The sequence below is a fragment of the Sediminibacterium sp. FW305-C-269 genome, assembly GCF_058231045.1.
Genome location: NZ_JBIQXQ010000002.1, coordinates 740056 through 755958 on the forward strand (window position 1 = coordinate 740056; position 15903 = coordinate 755958).

The following is a 15903-nucleotide window of genomic DNA, read 5'->3' on the forward strand; positions in this document are numbered from 1 at the left end:
AAAATGACAGTATTCTAATTGCTTTCTAATGTGGGTCTAATGAACTTTTCATTCCGGTCTATCATTTTTACATCAGAAATGAGATAGGTATGAAAGAGCCATACGATATATTGAAAACAATCATCGTGCCTGTAAACCTGGATAAAGCGTCACTGGCGATTGTCAGGCAGGCAGCAGAACTGGCAAGAGACCATGGTGCTGTAGTACATCTTTTGCATATTATTGATACTCAGGTGCGAACAGGGTATGTGGCGTTTGCTGACTTTTTGCGGCCCGCTTCCTTATTGTCGTTGACAAATCGAAAGAGCGCGATGTTGCAAACATGGCAATCCAGCCTCCAGGTTATTTACGGTGTCACTATTACCACGGAAGTAGTATGTGGTAAATGGGAAAACTGTATTCTGGATTGTGCCCGCGAAAAAAAAGCGGATCTCATCGCAGTTTCAAAACCTGTTCAAAAAAAATGGAAGGGCTTTTTCCGAACGGATCCGGTTGAGAAGATTATACAGAATAGTCCCTGTCAGGTGATTACTTTTTTTTCAAATACAGAAAGTATTGAACAATGGAAAAATATAGTGATCCCGGTAGTAGGTTTCGTTCCCGAATTACGGATAAAAACTATTTTCAGGATCGCCAGGAACAGTCATGTTAAAATTCACCTGATCACCCTTGCTCCGATCCGGAAAGAAGGAAGTTTAACCCAGTTCCCTTTTATCATTGATACCTTGAAGATGCTCAAATCAACCGGTAATATACAGGTACAATGCAGTTGTATAAAAGCCGGAGTAAATGCTGAGCACGATTTTGTGGTTTATGCCAACAGTATACAAGCCGATGTATTGATCACCAGCAGGAAAATACCCCACTCAGGGTTCAGTAAGTTATGGCGTGGTTTAATACCAGGTTTTTTACAGTTTAGCTCATTTGATCCGGAGACAATGTATCAGCCGTCAGTATGAAGCGGACTTTATTTATGATCTCTTAAATCTGTCAAACATGAAAAAAATATCGGTATCCTTATTCTTTGTAATAGCCGGACTTGTTGGCTACGGGCAATCTTTTTCTGATGGCCTTACCATGATGCAATACCAACGTTACCAGTCTGCCCTTGCTATTTTCTCAGGTATAGCAAAAGTAAATCCTGCAGATACCAGTGCCGTGTACTGGCAGGGACAGGTATTGCTGTTGCAGAAAGAATATCCTAAGTCTATTGCACATTACAAGGCCGCTCTGGCTGCGAAAAAATCTGTACTGTTACAAGCCGGCCTTGCCCAGGCTTATGCTGCATCCGGTAACAGAACTATGGCACAGAATATATTGTCTGTGATAAACCCTGTTTCGGAAAATACAAATAGTGTAAGCCTTATTACGGCCATAGCCAGGGCCTATACAGAAATGAAAGATTTTGTACGTGCAGAAAAGTTGCTCCGGAAAGCCACAATGATTGATCCGGTTAATGCCCGGGTATTGGTGCAGGCTGGTAATAATGAACTCCGGAGAGGCGATGGATCTGCAGCATATGGTTATTTTACAAAAGCTACAAATGTAGACAGCAATTACCTGCAGTCATATTTTTCATTGGCAAAAGTATTCATTTCTCAAAAGAATCAGGATATGTATATGCCCCTGCTTAGAAAAATTATTGCGAAAGATTCTTTGTATGCTCCTGCCTGGTATGAGTTATACAGGCATGCTTATTACAACGATAAAGAGCATGTGAAAAAATATTATGCAAAATTTCTTGATTTGTCCGATAAGACCGACCAACAGGAGCTGCAGTTGCTAGTATTGGATTACAATGCCAAAAAGTATATAGCCGTGATCGACCGTGCAAACAGGCTTTTTAAAGAGGGAGATATTCAGATGTCGCCGGACACCTACCGTTATGTTGCATTCAGTTACTACAAAGTTGGTCGCATTGATGATGCCTACCAAAATATGGATCGCTATATGCAGACCCAGGATTCTTCTAAAATAACTGCCTATGATAAGTACCTGATTGCGCAGCTGGCTGTCCGGAAGAAAACAAAAGACTCGACTACGCTTGTTTATGTAACAGATGCTTATGAAAGCGATACAAGCCTTACCAATAAGAAATTCTATGCAATGTCATTGGTGAACCATTATGTAACCACAGGTGATAAATATGCAGCCACCGTCTGGCGCGAAAAACTTCTCCCGTTAAAGGGTTTTGATAAAGTGGATATGTATCGGATTGGTGTGGCCTGGTATGAGTTCAATGAGTTGGATAAAGCTGAAAAATTATTTGTAGAGTTTAATAATTTATATCCGGAAGAATACAGAGGTATTTATATGCAGGCAGGTATTAAAGCTAAAGTTGACAGTAGTATGACTACCGGGGTAGCTGTTCCGTATTTTGAAGATTTTGTTGATAAAGCGGGTTCGAATATGACACAGGAATATAAAACGATGCTCGAACAATCTTATAATTACCTCGGGCAATATTATCTCAGTAAGAAAGAATATGGAAAATCGCTTGAATATTATACTATGTTATTGAAGTTTCAGCCTAAAAGCACTGAGTTAAAGAAAACAGTTGCAGGGTTAAAGAAATACATACAAGACATGAACGAGTATAAAAATCAGGCAAAAAACAGTAAGCAACAAAAAGAAGTGGATAATAAAAACTAAATTAGACGCTTAAACTTTCTCAGATGGGAATATGGCTAACCGTAAAGCATCGATTAAAGATTTCATTTGATAGGATTCGTAATGAAAAATTTAAGATGGCTATCCTTCAAGCCATTCCATTCTGGTCGGGATCTTTTATTACCGGGGTACTGGCAGTATTATACGCCAAAATGTTTGCCTTTGCGGAAAAAGGGACACTTTTTCTATTGCATAAACAGGTTTGGTATCTGCTGATCGTATCGCCCTTGTTTTTTTTGGCAGCCTGGTGGGTAGTGAAAAAAATTGCCCCATTTTCTAAAGGAAGCGGAATTCCTCAGGTAATGGCCTCTATTGAACTGGCAAAACCTGGCGAGTCCGGGAAAATAAACCGTTTATTGAGCCTCAGGATTATAGTTGTAAAAGTTGCCTCCAGTTTGCTAATGGTTTTAGGGGGTGGTGTGATAGGCAGGGAGGGACCTACGATACAGATAGCAGCTTCTGTATTCAGGAAGATCAATTTAGGGTTACCGGATTGGTGGCCCAAAATATCAAAACGAAATATGATTTTGACAGGAGCGGCAGCGGGACTTGCGGCGGCTTTTAATACACCACTTGGCGGAATTGTGTTTGCTGTAGAGGAATTGAGTAAAACGCATATCAATTACTTTAAAACAGCTCTTTTTACGGCCGTAATCATTGCCGGATTAACTGCTCAGGCTTTGGCAGGAAGGTATTTGTATATCGGTTATCCGGAAATCACAAACCTGTCGCCCTATATTTTTATTGGTGTCATGGCTGTTGCCATAATTGCTGGTCTTGCCGGAAGTGCAATGTGCAGAATCATGCTTTCTGTTCTTGCCTGGAAAAAAAGGTTCACTGCCAAATGGCAACATATACTGTTTTTAATTAGCTGTTCATTGCTGGTTGTCTTACCAGCACTCTTTATAGATGAAAGAACTATCGGTTCCGGAAAAGACTATATGCTTGAAATGTTGTTTTCTGGTAATAAATATTCTGATTGGTATATGCCATTTTTGAGAATAGCTGGATCTGTTGTATCCTTTACTACGGGAGCGGCAGGAGGTGTATTTGCTCCTGCATTAAGCTCCGGTGCAAGTATCGGATCCTGGATATCAGGCCTCTTTCATCTTTCGGATACCAATACTAACCTCCTGATTCTTGCAGGCATGGTGGCTTTTTTAACAGGTGTTACCCGAACACCTTTTACATCAGCCATATTGGTTCTTGAAATGACAGACAGGCATGCAATTATTTTTTACCTGATGCTGGCAGGAATGTTAGCGGGTTTTGTTTCATTGATAGTGGATAAACATTCGTTTTACGATAGGCTCAAACAAAATTATTTGCGTGAGCTGGAAAAAGAAGATGCAGAAGCAAGAAATATTTCTGCCGAACCGGGAACGAAGATTCCTGCTTGATACAGATGGGAATCAACACAACAAAAGCATCCTGTAACAGGCTTCCCGGAATCTTTTGGATAGGGATGTGTTATGTCGGAAAGGCAATATTTCTACTGCTTTGTTTGTATTCGTGTTATTGTCCCATTCAGCAAAAATAGCATCGATTAAAACAAAAATGATTGCAGAGAGATTATCGTAACCGGACTTTTTATTCATTGGTTTTATTATTAATGCATGATTACTGTAATTATACCAGCACTCAATGAAGGAACAACAGTAGCCTCGGTTGTTCAATTGGCAAGAAGAGCTTCTGCTGTATCCGAAGTGATTGTTGTGGATGATAAGTCAATGGACAATACCATACAGGAAGCGCGGGAAGCCGGTGCTACCGTAATTACTAGTACAAAACTTGGCAAAGGGGCATCCATGAAAGATGGGATACATGTGGCAAAAAATGAAATCGTTGTTTTTTTGGATGCGGATATCACTTCTTATCAGGAAAATACAATTGAGCTGTTGACATCCCCCCTGATAAAAGAGGAAGCAGATTTTGTCAAATCCTGGTTCACCCGGCAGGCAGGACGGGTAACGGAACTGGTAGCTAAGCCACTGCTATCTATTCTGAGTCCTGAATTTCCATCTTTCCGACAACCATTGAGCGGAATGATCGCAGGTAAGAAAAACTTCTTCCTGCGCTGTGAATTTGAAGAAGGGTACGGAGTGGATATCGGTATACTGATGGACATGGTAAGTCTGGGTGCCAGGATACAGGAAGTAAATATCGGTAATATTGAAAACAGGATGCAACAACTTGAGGAGCTGGGAAAAATGTCTCGGGAAGTGGCGCGTACGATCATGAAAAAATCAAAAGCAGTGGATATCCAGAATCTCGAAACCTATGAAAATATACAGGTTATCAGGGAACAGATGGAATATGCGATAAAGGAAAGCCTGATGTCGTTGAAAAAAATAGCCATATTCGATATGGACAATACCATTCTCCGGTCCAGTTTTATACAAACGGCTGCGGAGAAATGGGGGTTCAGAGATGAACTTAGTAATATCGTAACCTGTAATCCCAATCCTATAATACGGACAAAACTGATTGCCAGACTACTGAAGGGCAAGTCCATCGGAGACCTGCTTGAAATAACAGATGGCATAACGGTTACACCGAACCTGCAACTGATCGTTAATGCCTTGAAAGAGCAGGGATTTATTGTCGGTATCATCAGCGACAGCTACGATTGTATTACCCATCATCTGAAGAATCAGTATGGGTTTGATTTTACGATATCGAATGAGCTTGAGTTCTCTAAAAGTATTGCAACAGGGGAGGTGAAAGTTCCTTCTGTTTTTTTACCACATGAGCATAGTCAATGTAAACATGAGTACTGTAAGTTGAATGCACTTATCAGTATCTGTCAGAAATACCGGGTTGATTTAAAAAACACTTTTGTAGCCGGTGATGGAGAAAATGATATCTGCTGTATCAGGAAAGCCGGCATTGGCGTCTCATTCTGTTCTACCAATCCCATGGTTGATCAGGAGGCCGATTATGTTGTTAAAGAACCGGATTTTGAATTATTGTTGCCTATCATTAATTAAAGTAGCAGCCGGCTTACTCTATTCTTTTTAGCAGCACTTATGAACTCGTTCGTATCTGTTGGTCATAAGATTCATCAATTGCTCCAGAACGTGGTCTTAAGGAGCTGTTTGGATAACTGTTTTTCGCCATAGTTGGTACCTGAGTAATAAGTAACTTCCAGCAGACGAAGCGCTTCCTGAATGAATCTGACGGCATGAAAGAATTATTCCTTAATCGATTTTCGTTAGATGTGGGTCAGGTTACCTACATTGATGGGAGTGCCTTCCGCCCACCCGACAAGAACCAACGAGGTGGTCCTGCAACAGAACCCTTCAATATGCATCATTCCTTGCTCAATATCCAACATTAAAAAAGCCCCACATTACTGTGAGGCTTTTTGGTGATCCCGCTGGGACTCGGACCCAGGACCCATACATTAAAAGTGTATTGCTCTACCAACTGAGCTACGGAATCAAACCCTTACCCTGGGAAGAAAAGCCAGTGACTTTTTTTCTTTGGGAGTGCAAAAATAGGTGAAATAAAAAAACTGCCAAATTTTTATAAAAGTATTTTCCATTTTTTACACACAGAACGTCAATAACTGAGGAAGGAACTGCCTATTTTTGTGTAATAAGCCTAATCTCATGTCAGTTTTTCAACAAAAAGTGGTTGTGATCACCGGGGGATCGGAAGGAATCGGGAAAGCATTGGTAGATGCTTTTCTCCAATTGGGTGCCAAAGTGGCCACCTGCGGCCGTAACTATGATAAGTTATACCAGCTGCAGTCCACCTATCCCGGCAAACCCCTGCTGATTCATACCGCCGATGTGAGTAAGGAAACCGATTGCCAGAATTTTATTGAAGCGGCCATAAAAGCTTTCGGTACCATCGATATCCTCATCAATAATGCAGGTGTGTCTATGCGTTCACTCGTTTCCGAGGTGCAGCTGGATACCATCCGCAAAGTAATGGATATCAATTTCTGGGGCACGGTATACTGCACCAAGTTTGCCCTGCCTTATATCACCCGTAATAAAGGTACGATAGTGGGGGTTTCTTCCATTGCCGGTTATCGTGGTCTGCCGGGCAGAAGCGGTTATTCGGCTTCCAAATTTGCCGTAAACGGATGGCTGGAAGCACTGCGCACCGAACTGCTCGACAGCGGCACCAATGTGATGTGGGTATGCCCTGGTTTCACCACTTCCAATATCCGAAATGTGGCCCTGAATGCCCTGGGTAAATCACAGGGTGAATCACCGATGGATGAAGGCAAAATGATGAGCGCCGATACCTGCGCCCGGCACATCCTCAAAGCCATCGAAAAAAGAAAACGTAGCCTGGTACTTACTTTTACTGGCAAAAGAACCGTATTCATGAACCGCTTTTTCCCTTCACTGGCGGATAAACTGGTCAGGAATTTTTTCTTTAAAAATGGGGAGCTGGTGAAATAACCTGTCTGTTCAAACGTTTAACTGTCACGATGCCTATTCTAACGTTGACTTCAGACATAGGCCAGCGGGATTATCTTGTTGGTGCGATCAAGGGGCAGTTCGTGAACCTGATGCCCGATCTCAATATCCTCGACATCACACATTATCTTTCCCAGACCAATTTTCCGCAGGCGGCTTATACCTGTAACAACGCTTTCCGGTATTATCCCCCGGGCACTTTTCATTTTATTATGGTGAACCTGTTTGAAACTGCCAGGCGGTATATGCTGGTGGCCAAACACAAGGACCAGTACATCATTTGCCCGGACAACGGGATACTGACCATGATTGCAGGCGGTAAACCCAGGGAGATCATCGGCATTGAAATGAACAAACACCAGACCCTGCTCGAGATCACCCAGGAAGTGGCGTTTACCATTGCGCATATCCAGGAATCCGGCAGTCTGAAAGGGCATGGTGAGCCGGTGACCGATATCGAAGAAAAATACCCCTTGCGGGCTACGGTGGGTCCCAACTGGATGGAAGGGCAGATCCTCTTCATCGACAATTTCGAGAATGTGGTCATCAATATCACCCGCGAGGAGTTCAATGAACAGCGCAAGGGCAGGAATTTCAAGATCGTCTTCAAACGCAACGAGACCATCGATACCATCAGCGACAACTACACTTCGGTAGCCGAATCGGAAAAGCTGGCCTGGTTCAATTCGGCCGGTTACCTCGAAATTGCCCTCCGCAACGGCAATATGGCCGGATTGTTCGGACTGCAGGGCTATAACGAACAAATGCAGCAAACCGGCTCCGCTTCCAGCAACAAGTGGTTCTACCAAACGGTGCGGATCTTTTTTGAATAAGGAGGCTTCAGTCGTCAGTGGTGAGTAGGGAGTGAATTCACAATTGCCCATTCACGACTGACTACTCACTTCCTACTCACCACTGACCACTCACCCTTCCCCACATTTGTCCGTTTCCTCAATTGCCAGTATTTTTGCTCCCTGAAATAAATCTCACAATCACATTCACTCAATCATTAATCATGCCATACGACGTAATTGTGTTAGGTAGTGGTCCCGGTGGTTACCCGGCTGCTATCCGTGCTTCTCAATTAGGATTCAAAGTTGCGATCATAGAAAAAGAAAGCCTGGGTGGTATCTGCCTGAACTGGGGCTGTATCCCTACCAAAGCGCTGCTGAAAAGCGCACAGGTGTACGAATACATGAAACACAGCACCAACTACGGTATCAATGCCACAGGTGTTGCCCACGATTTCGGTGGCGTAGTGAAAAGGAGCCGCGGTGTGGCAGATAAGATGAGCAAGGGTGTTCAGTTCCTGATGAAAAAGAACAAGATAGATGTGGTGATGGGCTACGGTAAGGTGAAAGCCAAAGGAAAGATTGAAGTGACCGCTGCCGACGGAAGTAAAACCGTGGTGGAAGGAAAATACATCGTTATCGCTACTGGTGGCCGCAGTAAAGAATTGCCTAACCTGAAACAGGATGGCAAGAAAGTGATCGGCTACCGCGAAGCCATGGTATTGCCCGAACAGCCCAAGAGCATGATCATTGTAGGTAGCGGGGCCATAGGAGTGGAATTTGCCTATTTCTACAACAGCATGGGAACCAAAGTGACCATCGTGGAATTCTTGCCCCGAATAGTTCCGGTAGAAGATGAGGATATTTCCAAGGAACTGGAAAAACAATACAAGAAACAGGGTATCGATATCATGACCAACGCTTCTGTTGATTCAGTGGATACCAGCGGAGCCGGCGTAAAAGCCCTCGTAAAAAAACAGGATGGCAGCACTGTTACCCTGGAAGCTGATATCGTATTAAGCGCGGTAGGTGTGGTAGCCAATATCGAGAACATCGGACTGGAAGAGAACGGCATCAAAACCGAGAAAGGAAAGATCGTGGTGGATGCCTACCAGCAGACCTCTGTTCCGGGTATCTATGCCATTGGAGACTGTTCTCCCGGACAGGCCCTGGCGCACGTAGCTTCTAAAGAAGGGATCAATGCGGCGGAGCATATGGCTTACCTGGAGAAGAAACACCACCACCTGCCAGAACCGCTGGACTACAACAATATCCCCGGCTGTACCTATTGCACCCCGGAGATCGCCAGCGTGGGTTATACCGAAAAAGCGGCCAAAGAAGCCGGTTACGAACTGAAGATCGGTAAGTTCCCGTTCATGGCCAGCGGTAAAGCCAGTGCGGCAGGTGCTACCGATGGTTTTGTAAAGATCATCTACGATGCCAAATATGGTGAATTACTGGGATGTCATATGATCGGTATGAACGTCACCGACATGATCGCGGAAGCGGTGGTGGCCCGTAAACTGGAGACCACAGCGCACGAGATCCTGAACGCTGTGCATCCTCACCCGACCATGAGCGAAGCTGTTAAAGAAGCTACAGCGGCCGCATACGGAGAAGCTATTGATATTTAATACCTTAGAAAGGTTGTCTGATAAAAAAAGCCTCCGAAACGGAGGCTTTTTTTATCAGCTCATTTGCCGAATACTTTCTGTAATATCTCGGAGGTCCTGGCCAAGGGGTCTTTTCGGATGTTTTTCTCTTCCAGTGCCACCTGGTAAAAAATGCCACTCAGGGCTTTCTCCGTCACATAGGCGCTCAGGTCGGGGTTGATCTTCTTGCCCAGGAAATTGATCTTGTTATAGGAACTGATCAGGGTATTCCAATACCTGGTGGCGTTCACTTTTTCCAGCGATTGCTCTATGACCGGCCGGAAAGCCTGGGTGAGTTCGTTACTGGTCTTGCCACGCAGGTAACCCGTAGCAGCGGTATCGCCCCCTTTCAGGATGCCCAAGGCGTCCTGGAAGCTCATTTGTTTGATGGCATTGCCGAAAATGGGGGCGGCGCTTTTACAGGCATCCTCGGCTGCCCGGTTCATGCTCAGGATGGCATCGTCCACCTGTTTGCCAAGGCCTACTTTTCGCAAAGTGGTTTCTACTTTTTCGGCTTCCGGCGGCAGTAATATTTTCAGTGCTGCATTGGCAAAAAAGCCGTCCACCTGCGAAAGGGTGGTGGCCCCTTTCTGCGAGCCCACCGACAGGGCTTCTTTCAAGCCGGCTACAATATCCTCGTTACTCAGGGTGGTTTGTTTGCCGCTGAGGGCGTTTTTGGCCTTGTCCAGCAGGTTCTTGAACTGCGCCTCGGATGGCAGGTGCATCACAGAAAAGCAGGTGCACAGGATCAGGATCTTTTTCATCATCTTCAGAATGGGTTTACGCCGGATCGGCTTTCCATCAAAGTTACCCGCTATGCAGGAGAGCAGTTGTGAATGATTTGCTATTTCTTACCGGCCATTTTGACCAGTGGCAGCTATTGCCTGCCCAACTTGCCTACCTTTAGGCAAAACCGGTATATGAAAAAATATGCACTCCTGCTGATCATGTCGATCGGGCTATCTGTGGTTCATGCCCAGACCAGCACCTATATCCTGTTGCGCCATGCAGAGAAAGACACTACCGCTGCTGGGGCCACCATGATGAAAGCAGACCCGCCACTGAGCGAACAGGGACAGAAAAGGGCTGAAAAACTGGTGCAGACGCTGGCAGGGTATATTCCTGATGAGATCTATTCTACCAACTATATACGTACACGATCTACTGTATTACCATTATCAAAAAGTTCAATAAAGAGATACAATTATATGATAATAAGTATCTTAAAGAATTTTCAGATAAACTTTTGCAACTAAAGGGGAAAACGGTGGTGGTGGCCGGGCATTCCAATACCACCCCCCGGCTGGTTAATTTACTGATCGGTGACAACCGGTATCCCGACCTGGACGAACGGGTGTATGACCTGCTTTGGATCGTTACGGTTACGGGAGGTAAGGCAGAAGTGAGGGAGGTGAGGTATTGATTAATGATAGAATGATAGAATGAGTGAATGAGTGAATGTTCTTTTGGAATCTTTTTGGTATTGGGTGTTGACAATTGCTAATTCACCATTCACGATCCTTACCTTTGCGGCCGTTATGAAGTTTGAGAAAGAGATCAACAGGCGCAAGACCTTTGCCATCATATCCCACCCGGATGCGGGTAAGACCACTTTGACGGAGAAATTGCTTCTTTTCGGAGGTGCCATTCAGGTGGCAGGTGCCGTTAAAAGCAATAAGATCAAAAAACATGCTACCAGCGACTTCATGGAAATTGAGCGCCAGAGAGGTATCTCGGTGGCTACTTCCGTGATGAGTTTTGAATACAGGAATACCCTCATTAACCTGCTGGATACTCCTGGTCACAAGGATTTTGCCGAAGATACTTACCGTACGTTGACAGCGGTGGATAGTGTTATCCTCGTGATCGACAGCGTAAACGGGGTAGAGGCACAGACACGCCGCCTGATGGAAGTCTGCCGTATGCGCGATACGCCCGTGATCGTTTTCGTGAACAAGATGGACCGAGACGGCAAAAACCGCTTCGACCTGCTGGAAGAGATCGAAAAAGAACTGCATATTTCACTGCACCCTATGACCTGGCCCATTAATAGCGGCAAGGAATTCAAAGGAGTGTATAATATTGATAATAAAAGTCTTAGACTGTTTACCGCAAGTACAAAAGCAGATGATGACGACGTGATCGCCATCAGTGACCTGTCTGATCAGCTCCTGGATGCCAAAGTGGGCGAAAGGGATGCCGAACAGCTGCGTGAGGATGTGGAACTGCTTGATGGCGTATATGGTCAGCTGGATATTCAGGACTACCTGTCGGGGAAGATCGCCCCGGTATTCTTCGGCAGTGCCGTCAATAATTTCGGGGTGAAGGAGATGCTGGATACTTTTATCCGCATAGCACCCGTGCCCCGCAGTCGCGAAACATCTACCCGCACGGTTGACGTAGGGGAAGACAAATTCAGCGGTTTTATCTTTAAGATCCATGCCAACCTTGACCCCAAACACCGCGACCGGATCGCTTTTATGCGGGTCTGCAGCGGCAGGTTCGAACGGAATAAGTATTACCATCATGTCCGGCTGGATAAAGATGTCCGTTTTACCAATCCCTATAGTTTTATGGCCCGTAGTAAGGATATCATCGACGATGCCTACCCGGGTGATGTAGTGGGTCTGTTTGATACAGGCAACTTCAAGATCGGGGATACACTGACCGAGGGAGAGAATTTTTATTTTACCGGTATTCCGACCTTTTCGCCTGAAATTTTTAAAGAATTAGTGAACAAAGATCCTATGAAAACCAAGCAGTTGGAAAAAGGGATCAGTCAATTGACAGATGAGGGTGTGGCACAGCTGTTTACCCAGTTTGGCGGAAACAAAAAGATCATCGGTTGCGTGGGAGAGCTCCAGTTTGAAGTGATCCAGTACCGTTTGCTGCAGGAGTATGGGGCGGCTTGTGAGTTCCGGTCACTGCCTTTTTACAAAGCCTGCTGGCTTACCAGCAAGGATGCCAATAAGTTGGCCGATTTCCTCCGGTTCAAACAAACGAACTCAGCAGAGGATAAAGATGGCAACCCGGTTTACCTGGCACAGAGCGAGTGGTTCCTGAATACGGAGATCACCAATAATCCGGATATCAGTTTTCACTTTTCAAGTGAGATACATAAATAAGAAATCCTTAAATTCATATATATGCATTCAATAGCTTACGATGTCATCATTATCGGATCAGGTCCTATCGGACTGGCCTGTGGTTTACATGCCAAAGCAAATGGCCTCCGTTACCTGATCATTGAAAGAGGTTGCCTGGTGAACTCCCTTTTCAACTATCCCACCAATATGATCTTTTTCTCTACGGCCGACAGGCTGGAGATCGGAGGTATCCCGTTTGTAAGCCGTGGCCCAAAACCCACCCGTGATGAAGCCCTCGAATATTATCGCAAAGTGGCGGTATCATCCGGACTGAATATCCACCTGTTTGAAGGGGTGGAAAGCATTGACCGTGCAGATGGCCTGTTTACAGTAAATACGGTAAAAAGACACTATAAAGCCAGAAATATCATTGTATCTACCGGTTTCTACGGTAAACCCTACATGATGAACATCAAAGGGGAAGAGCTTCCCAAAGTGACACACTACTATGATGACCCACATTATTACGCTTTCCAGAAAGTAGTGGTGGTGGGTGCCAATAACTCGGCCGTGGATGCGGCGCTTGAGACTTTTCACAAAGGGGCGCAGGTGACCATGGTGATCCGTGGGAAGGACCTGGGTGAGCACGTGAAATACTGGATCAAACCGGATATCGAGAACCGTATCAAGGAAGGGTCTGTCAAAGCATACTTTAACTCCACCCTGGCGGAGATCAGGGAGCATGAAGTGGATATCAATACCCCGGAAGGACTGGTTACCCTGGAAAATGACAAAGTCATTGCCATGACCGGTTACAAACCCGATCTGACCTTCCTGGAGAATATGGGAATTGAACTGTCTGACGATGAGGTTTGTAAACCCAACTACGACGAAAGCACCCATGAAACCAATGTGAAAGGTATTTACCTGGCAGGGGTGATATGTGGCGGGTTCAATACGCATAGCCTGTTTATCGAGAACTCTCGCGATCATGCGGAGAAGATCGTGACCCATATCAGTTCGGAACTGAAAGTGCAGGCCTAACCCATGCGATTATTTGAAACCGATAGACTGACTGTACAACGATTCACGGAGGCAGACGCGGATCTTTTCTACCAGGTGAATGGTGATGAGGAAATGATGCGCTATATCCGGCCGGCCAAGACGCGGTCTGAAAGTGATGCTTTTTTAAACGAGAATATTCATTTATACCAGAACGGCTCCATCGTGGGCCGTTTTGCTATTTTTACCCGGGCCGAAAACGAGTTTATCGGTACTTTCTCTTTCCTATACCTGTCCGATGCGGAAAACATACACCTGGGGTATGCCTTGCTGAAACAAGCCCGGGGAAGGGGCTATGCCACTGAAATGGTAAAAGCTGGTCTGCACTATTTCTTTCAAAATACCGTCCGGAACAGCATTTTTGCCATAACGGATCCGGCCAACACCGCTTCACGGGAGGTATTGCTGCGTGCAGGATTATCCTTCCGTGGACAATGGCAGGAACATGGGACTATGCTGGAACTGTATGGGATTGACCGTGAACAGGTTGTCATGGGTTGATCAGTTCTGAAAGGGTTGAAGGTTTTTTTGCCGGTCTTATTTGTATTTTTGCCGTTCGTATGAAAGCAAGAACCCTCAAGAAAGACAAGGTGAATATCATCACCCTCGGCTGCAGCAAGAACCTGGTGGATAGTGAAGTGCTCAGTGGACAGCTGGCTGCCAATGATATTGCCGTAGTGCATGAGAATACCAAACTGGATCACAATATCTCGGTGGTCAATACCTGTGGATTTATCGACAAGGCCAAGGAGGAAAGTATCAATACCATCCTGGACCAGCTGGAACTGAAGCGAAGGGGTAAGCTGGATAAAGTATACGTTACCGGCTGTCTGAGCGAACGCTACCGGGAAGACCTGGAAAAAGAAATGCCCGAAGTAGATGCCTGGTTCGGTACCATGGAATTGCCCCTGATGCTGAAACAGTTCGATGCGGATTACAAGAGTGAGTTGCTGGGAGAGCGTTTACTGAGCACCCCACGCCACTATGCCTACCTCAAGATCAGTGAAGGTTGTAACCGAACCTGTTCCTTCTGCGCCATCCCACTGATGCGCGGCCAGCATATCAGTCGCCCGATAGAGGAACTGGTGGCCGAGGCCGAGAGCCTGGTGAAAAAAGGAGTGAAAGAGATCATGCTGATTGCCCAGGAGCTGACCTATTACGGACTCGATATCTATAAAAAAAGGGACCTGCCCCGTTTATTGCATGCCCTGGCAGATGTGAAAGGGTTGGAATGGATCCGTCTGCACTATGCCTATCCCAGCAAGTTCCCATTGGAGATACTGGATGTGATGCGTGAGCGCGATAATATCTGCAAGTACCTGGATATGCCTTTGCAGCATGCCAGCAACAACATGCTGAAAGCGATGCGCAGGAACATCACCCGCGAGGAAATGACGGAACTGATCCATACCATTCGCGAAAGGGTACCGGGCATCTGTTTGCGTACCACATTGATCGCCGGTTTTCCTGGAGAAACCGAGGCGGATGTGGAGGAACTGAAGGAATTCCTGCAGCAACACCGCTTTGACCGTGTGGGGATCTTCCAGTATAGTCACGAAGAGAATACCTCCGCCTACGACCTGGTGGATGATGTGCCCGCCGATACCAAAGCCGAACGCGCCCAGGAGATCATGGAAGTGCAGCAGGAGATCAGCTACGAAAAGAACCAGGAGAAGATCGGGCAAGTGTTCAAGGTGCTGATCGATAAAAAAGAAGCCGGCCGTTACCTCGGCCGAACAGCGTTCGATAGCGTGGAGGTAGATAATGAAGTGGTCATCCATTCCACCAAAAAACTCCCCATCGGGGAATTTGTGCAGGTAAAAATCACCAAAGCATACGATTATGACCTGGAAGGGGAGGTAATTCAATGAGTGAATGAGTGGATGAGTGAATGATAGAATGAATAAGGAGGCTATGTAAAAGATATTATCTTGTCTCTGTATTTGAAATGATTCAAAACAAACCATTCACTCATCCTATCATTCACTCATTAATTGATAGAATGGATAAGGAGCTCATGTAAAGGATATTATTTATCTTGTCTTTGTATTTGAATTAATTCAAAACAAACCATTCACTCATCCTATCATTCACTCATTAATTGATAGAATGGATAAGGAGGCTATGTAAAGGATATTATTTATCTTGTCTTTGTATTTGAATTAATTCAAAACAAACCATTCACTCATCCTATCATTCACTC

14 protein-coding genes and 1 tRNA gene are annotated in these 15903 nt (G+C 45.3%); 13 read left to right on the forward strand and 2 right to left on the reverse strand.

The genetic code is table 11. The features are described 5' to 3' along the window. The first annotated feature begins 89 nt into the window (after positions 1 to 89). From ACH3Y6_RS08515 to ACH3Y6_RS08530, 4 genes are all read left to right on the forward strand, one after another. The gene (locus tag ACH3Y6_RS08515; RefSeq protein ID WP_490835176.1) at positions 90 to 959 is read left to right on the forward strand and encodes a universal stress protein; all 870 of its coding nucleotides are present in this window, start codon (positions 90 to 92) and stop codon (positions 957 to 959) included. A 37-nt stretch (positions 960 to 996) separates the two neighbouring features. Beyond that, the gene (locus ACH3Y6_RS08520) at positions 997 to 2652 is read left to right on the forward strand and encodes a tetratricopeptide repeat protein (RefSeq protein WP_490835177.1); all 1656 of its coding nucleotides are present in this window, start codon (positions 997 to 999) and stop codon (positions 2650 to 2652) included. 23 nt (positions 2653 to 2675) lie between these two features. After that, a complete protein-coding gene (locus tag ACH3Y6_RS08525; protein WP_490835178.1) occupies positions 2676 to 4070 on the forward strand; it encodes a chloride channel protein in 1395 nt (464 codons plus the stop codon). 216 nt (positions 4071 to 4286) lie between these two features. Further along, on the forward strand, positions 4287 to 5660 hold the full coding sequence (locus tag ACH3Y6_RS08530) for an HAD-IB family phosphatase (protein WP_490835179.1): 1374 nt from the start codon (positions 4287 to 4289) through the stop codon (positions 5658 to 5660). A 378-nt stretch (positions 5661 to 6038) separates the two neighbouring features. Here ACH3Y6_RS08530 and ACH3Y6_RS08535 read toward each other — a convergent pair. Further along, positions 6039 to 6114 (reverse strand) — tRNA-Lys (locus ACH3Y6_RS08535). 170 nt (positions 6115 to 6284) lie between these two features. On the opposite strand from ACH3Y6_RS08535, the gene ACH3Y6_RS08540 reads away from it, so the two are divergent. The 3 genes from ACH3Y6_RS08540 (at position 6285) to lpdA (ending at position 9534) form a co-directional block, all read left to right on the forward strand. Then, on the forward strand, positions 6285 to 7091 hold the full coding sequence (locus ACH3Y6_RS08540; protein WP_490835180.1) for an SDR family oxidoreductase: 807 nt from the start codon (positions 6285 to 6287) through the stop codon (positions 7089 to 7091). A 29-nt stretch (positions 7092 to 7120) separates the two neighbouring features. Further along, positions 7121 to 7942: an SAM hydrolase/SAM-dependent halogenase family protein gene (locus tag ACH3Y6_RS08545; RefSeq protein ID WP_490835181.1), complete on the forward strand. Its 822-nt coding sequence runs from the start codon at positions 7121 to 7123 to the stop codon at positions 7940 to 7942. Positions 7943 to 8124: 182 nt separating this feature from the next. Next, positions 8125 to 9534 carry a dihydrolipoyl dehydrogenase gene (gene lpdA / locus ACH3Y6_RS08550; RefSeq protein ID WP_490835182.1) on the forward strand — a complete coding sequence of 470 codons (1410 nt, stop codon included), beginning with the start codon at positions 8125 to 8127 and terminating at the stop codon, positions 9532 to 9534. Positions 9535 to 9593: 59 nt separating this feature from the next. On the opposite strand, the gene ACH3Y6_RS08555 is transcribed toward lpdA, so the two are convergent. Then, entirely contained in the window at positions 9594 to 10319 is a 726-nt protein-coding gene (locus ACH3Y6_RS08555) for a DUF4197 domain-containing protein (protein WP_490835183.1), read from the reverse strand. A 153-nt stretch (positions 10320 to 10472) separates the two neighbouring features. Between ACH3Y6_RS08555 and ACH3Y6_RS08560 the strand changes: the two genes are divergently transcribed. From ACH3Y6_RS08560 to rimO, 6 genes are all read left to right on the forward strand, one after another. After that, complete coding sequence (locus ACH3Y6_RS08560; protein ID WP_490835184.1) at positions 10473 to 10808, forward strand: histidine phosphatase family protein; 336 nt, start codon at positions 10473 to 10475, stop codon at positions 10806 to 10808. Further along, positions 10799 to 10975 (forward strand): hypothetical protein, encoded by a 177-nt coding sequence (locus ACH3Y6_RS08565; RefSeq protein ID WP_490835185.1) that lies wholly within the window; start codon positions 10799 to 10801, stop codon positions 10973 to 10975. The genes ACH3Y6_RS08560 and ACH3Y6_RS08565 overlap by 10 nt, the downstream gene beginning before the upstream one ends. Positions 10976 to 11090: 115 nt before the next feature. Continuing rightward, on the forward strand, positions 11091 to 12677 hold the full coding sequence (locus ACH3Y6_RS08570; RefSeq protein WP_490835186.1) for a peptide chain release factor 3: 1587 nt from the start codon (positions 11091 to 11093) through the stop codon (positions 12675 to 12677). A gap of 21 nt (positions 12678 to 12698) precedes the next feature. Next, complete coding sequence (locus ACH3Y6_RS08575) at positions 12699 to 13682, forward strand: YpdA family putative bacillithiol disulfide reductase (RefSeq protein WP_490835187.1); 984 nt, start codon at positions 12699 to 12701, stop codon at positions 13680 to 13682. 3 nt (positions 13683 to 13685) lie between these two features. Continuing rightward, on the forward strand, positions 13686 to 14201 hold the full coding sequence (locus ACH3Y6_RS08580) for a GNAT family N-acetyltransferase (RefSeq protein ID WP_490835188.1): 516 nt from the start codon (positions 13686 to 13688) through the stop codon (positions 14199 to 14201). Between the two features lie 59 nt (positions 14202 to 14260). Beyond that, entirely contained in the window at positions 14261 to 15571 is a 1311-nt protein-coding gene (rimO, locus tag ACH3Y6_RS08585) for a 30S ribosomal protein S12 methylthiotransferase RimO (protein ID WP_490835189.1), read from the forward strand. Positions 15572 to 15903: the final 332 nt, after the last annotated feature.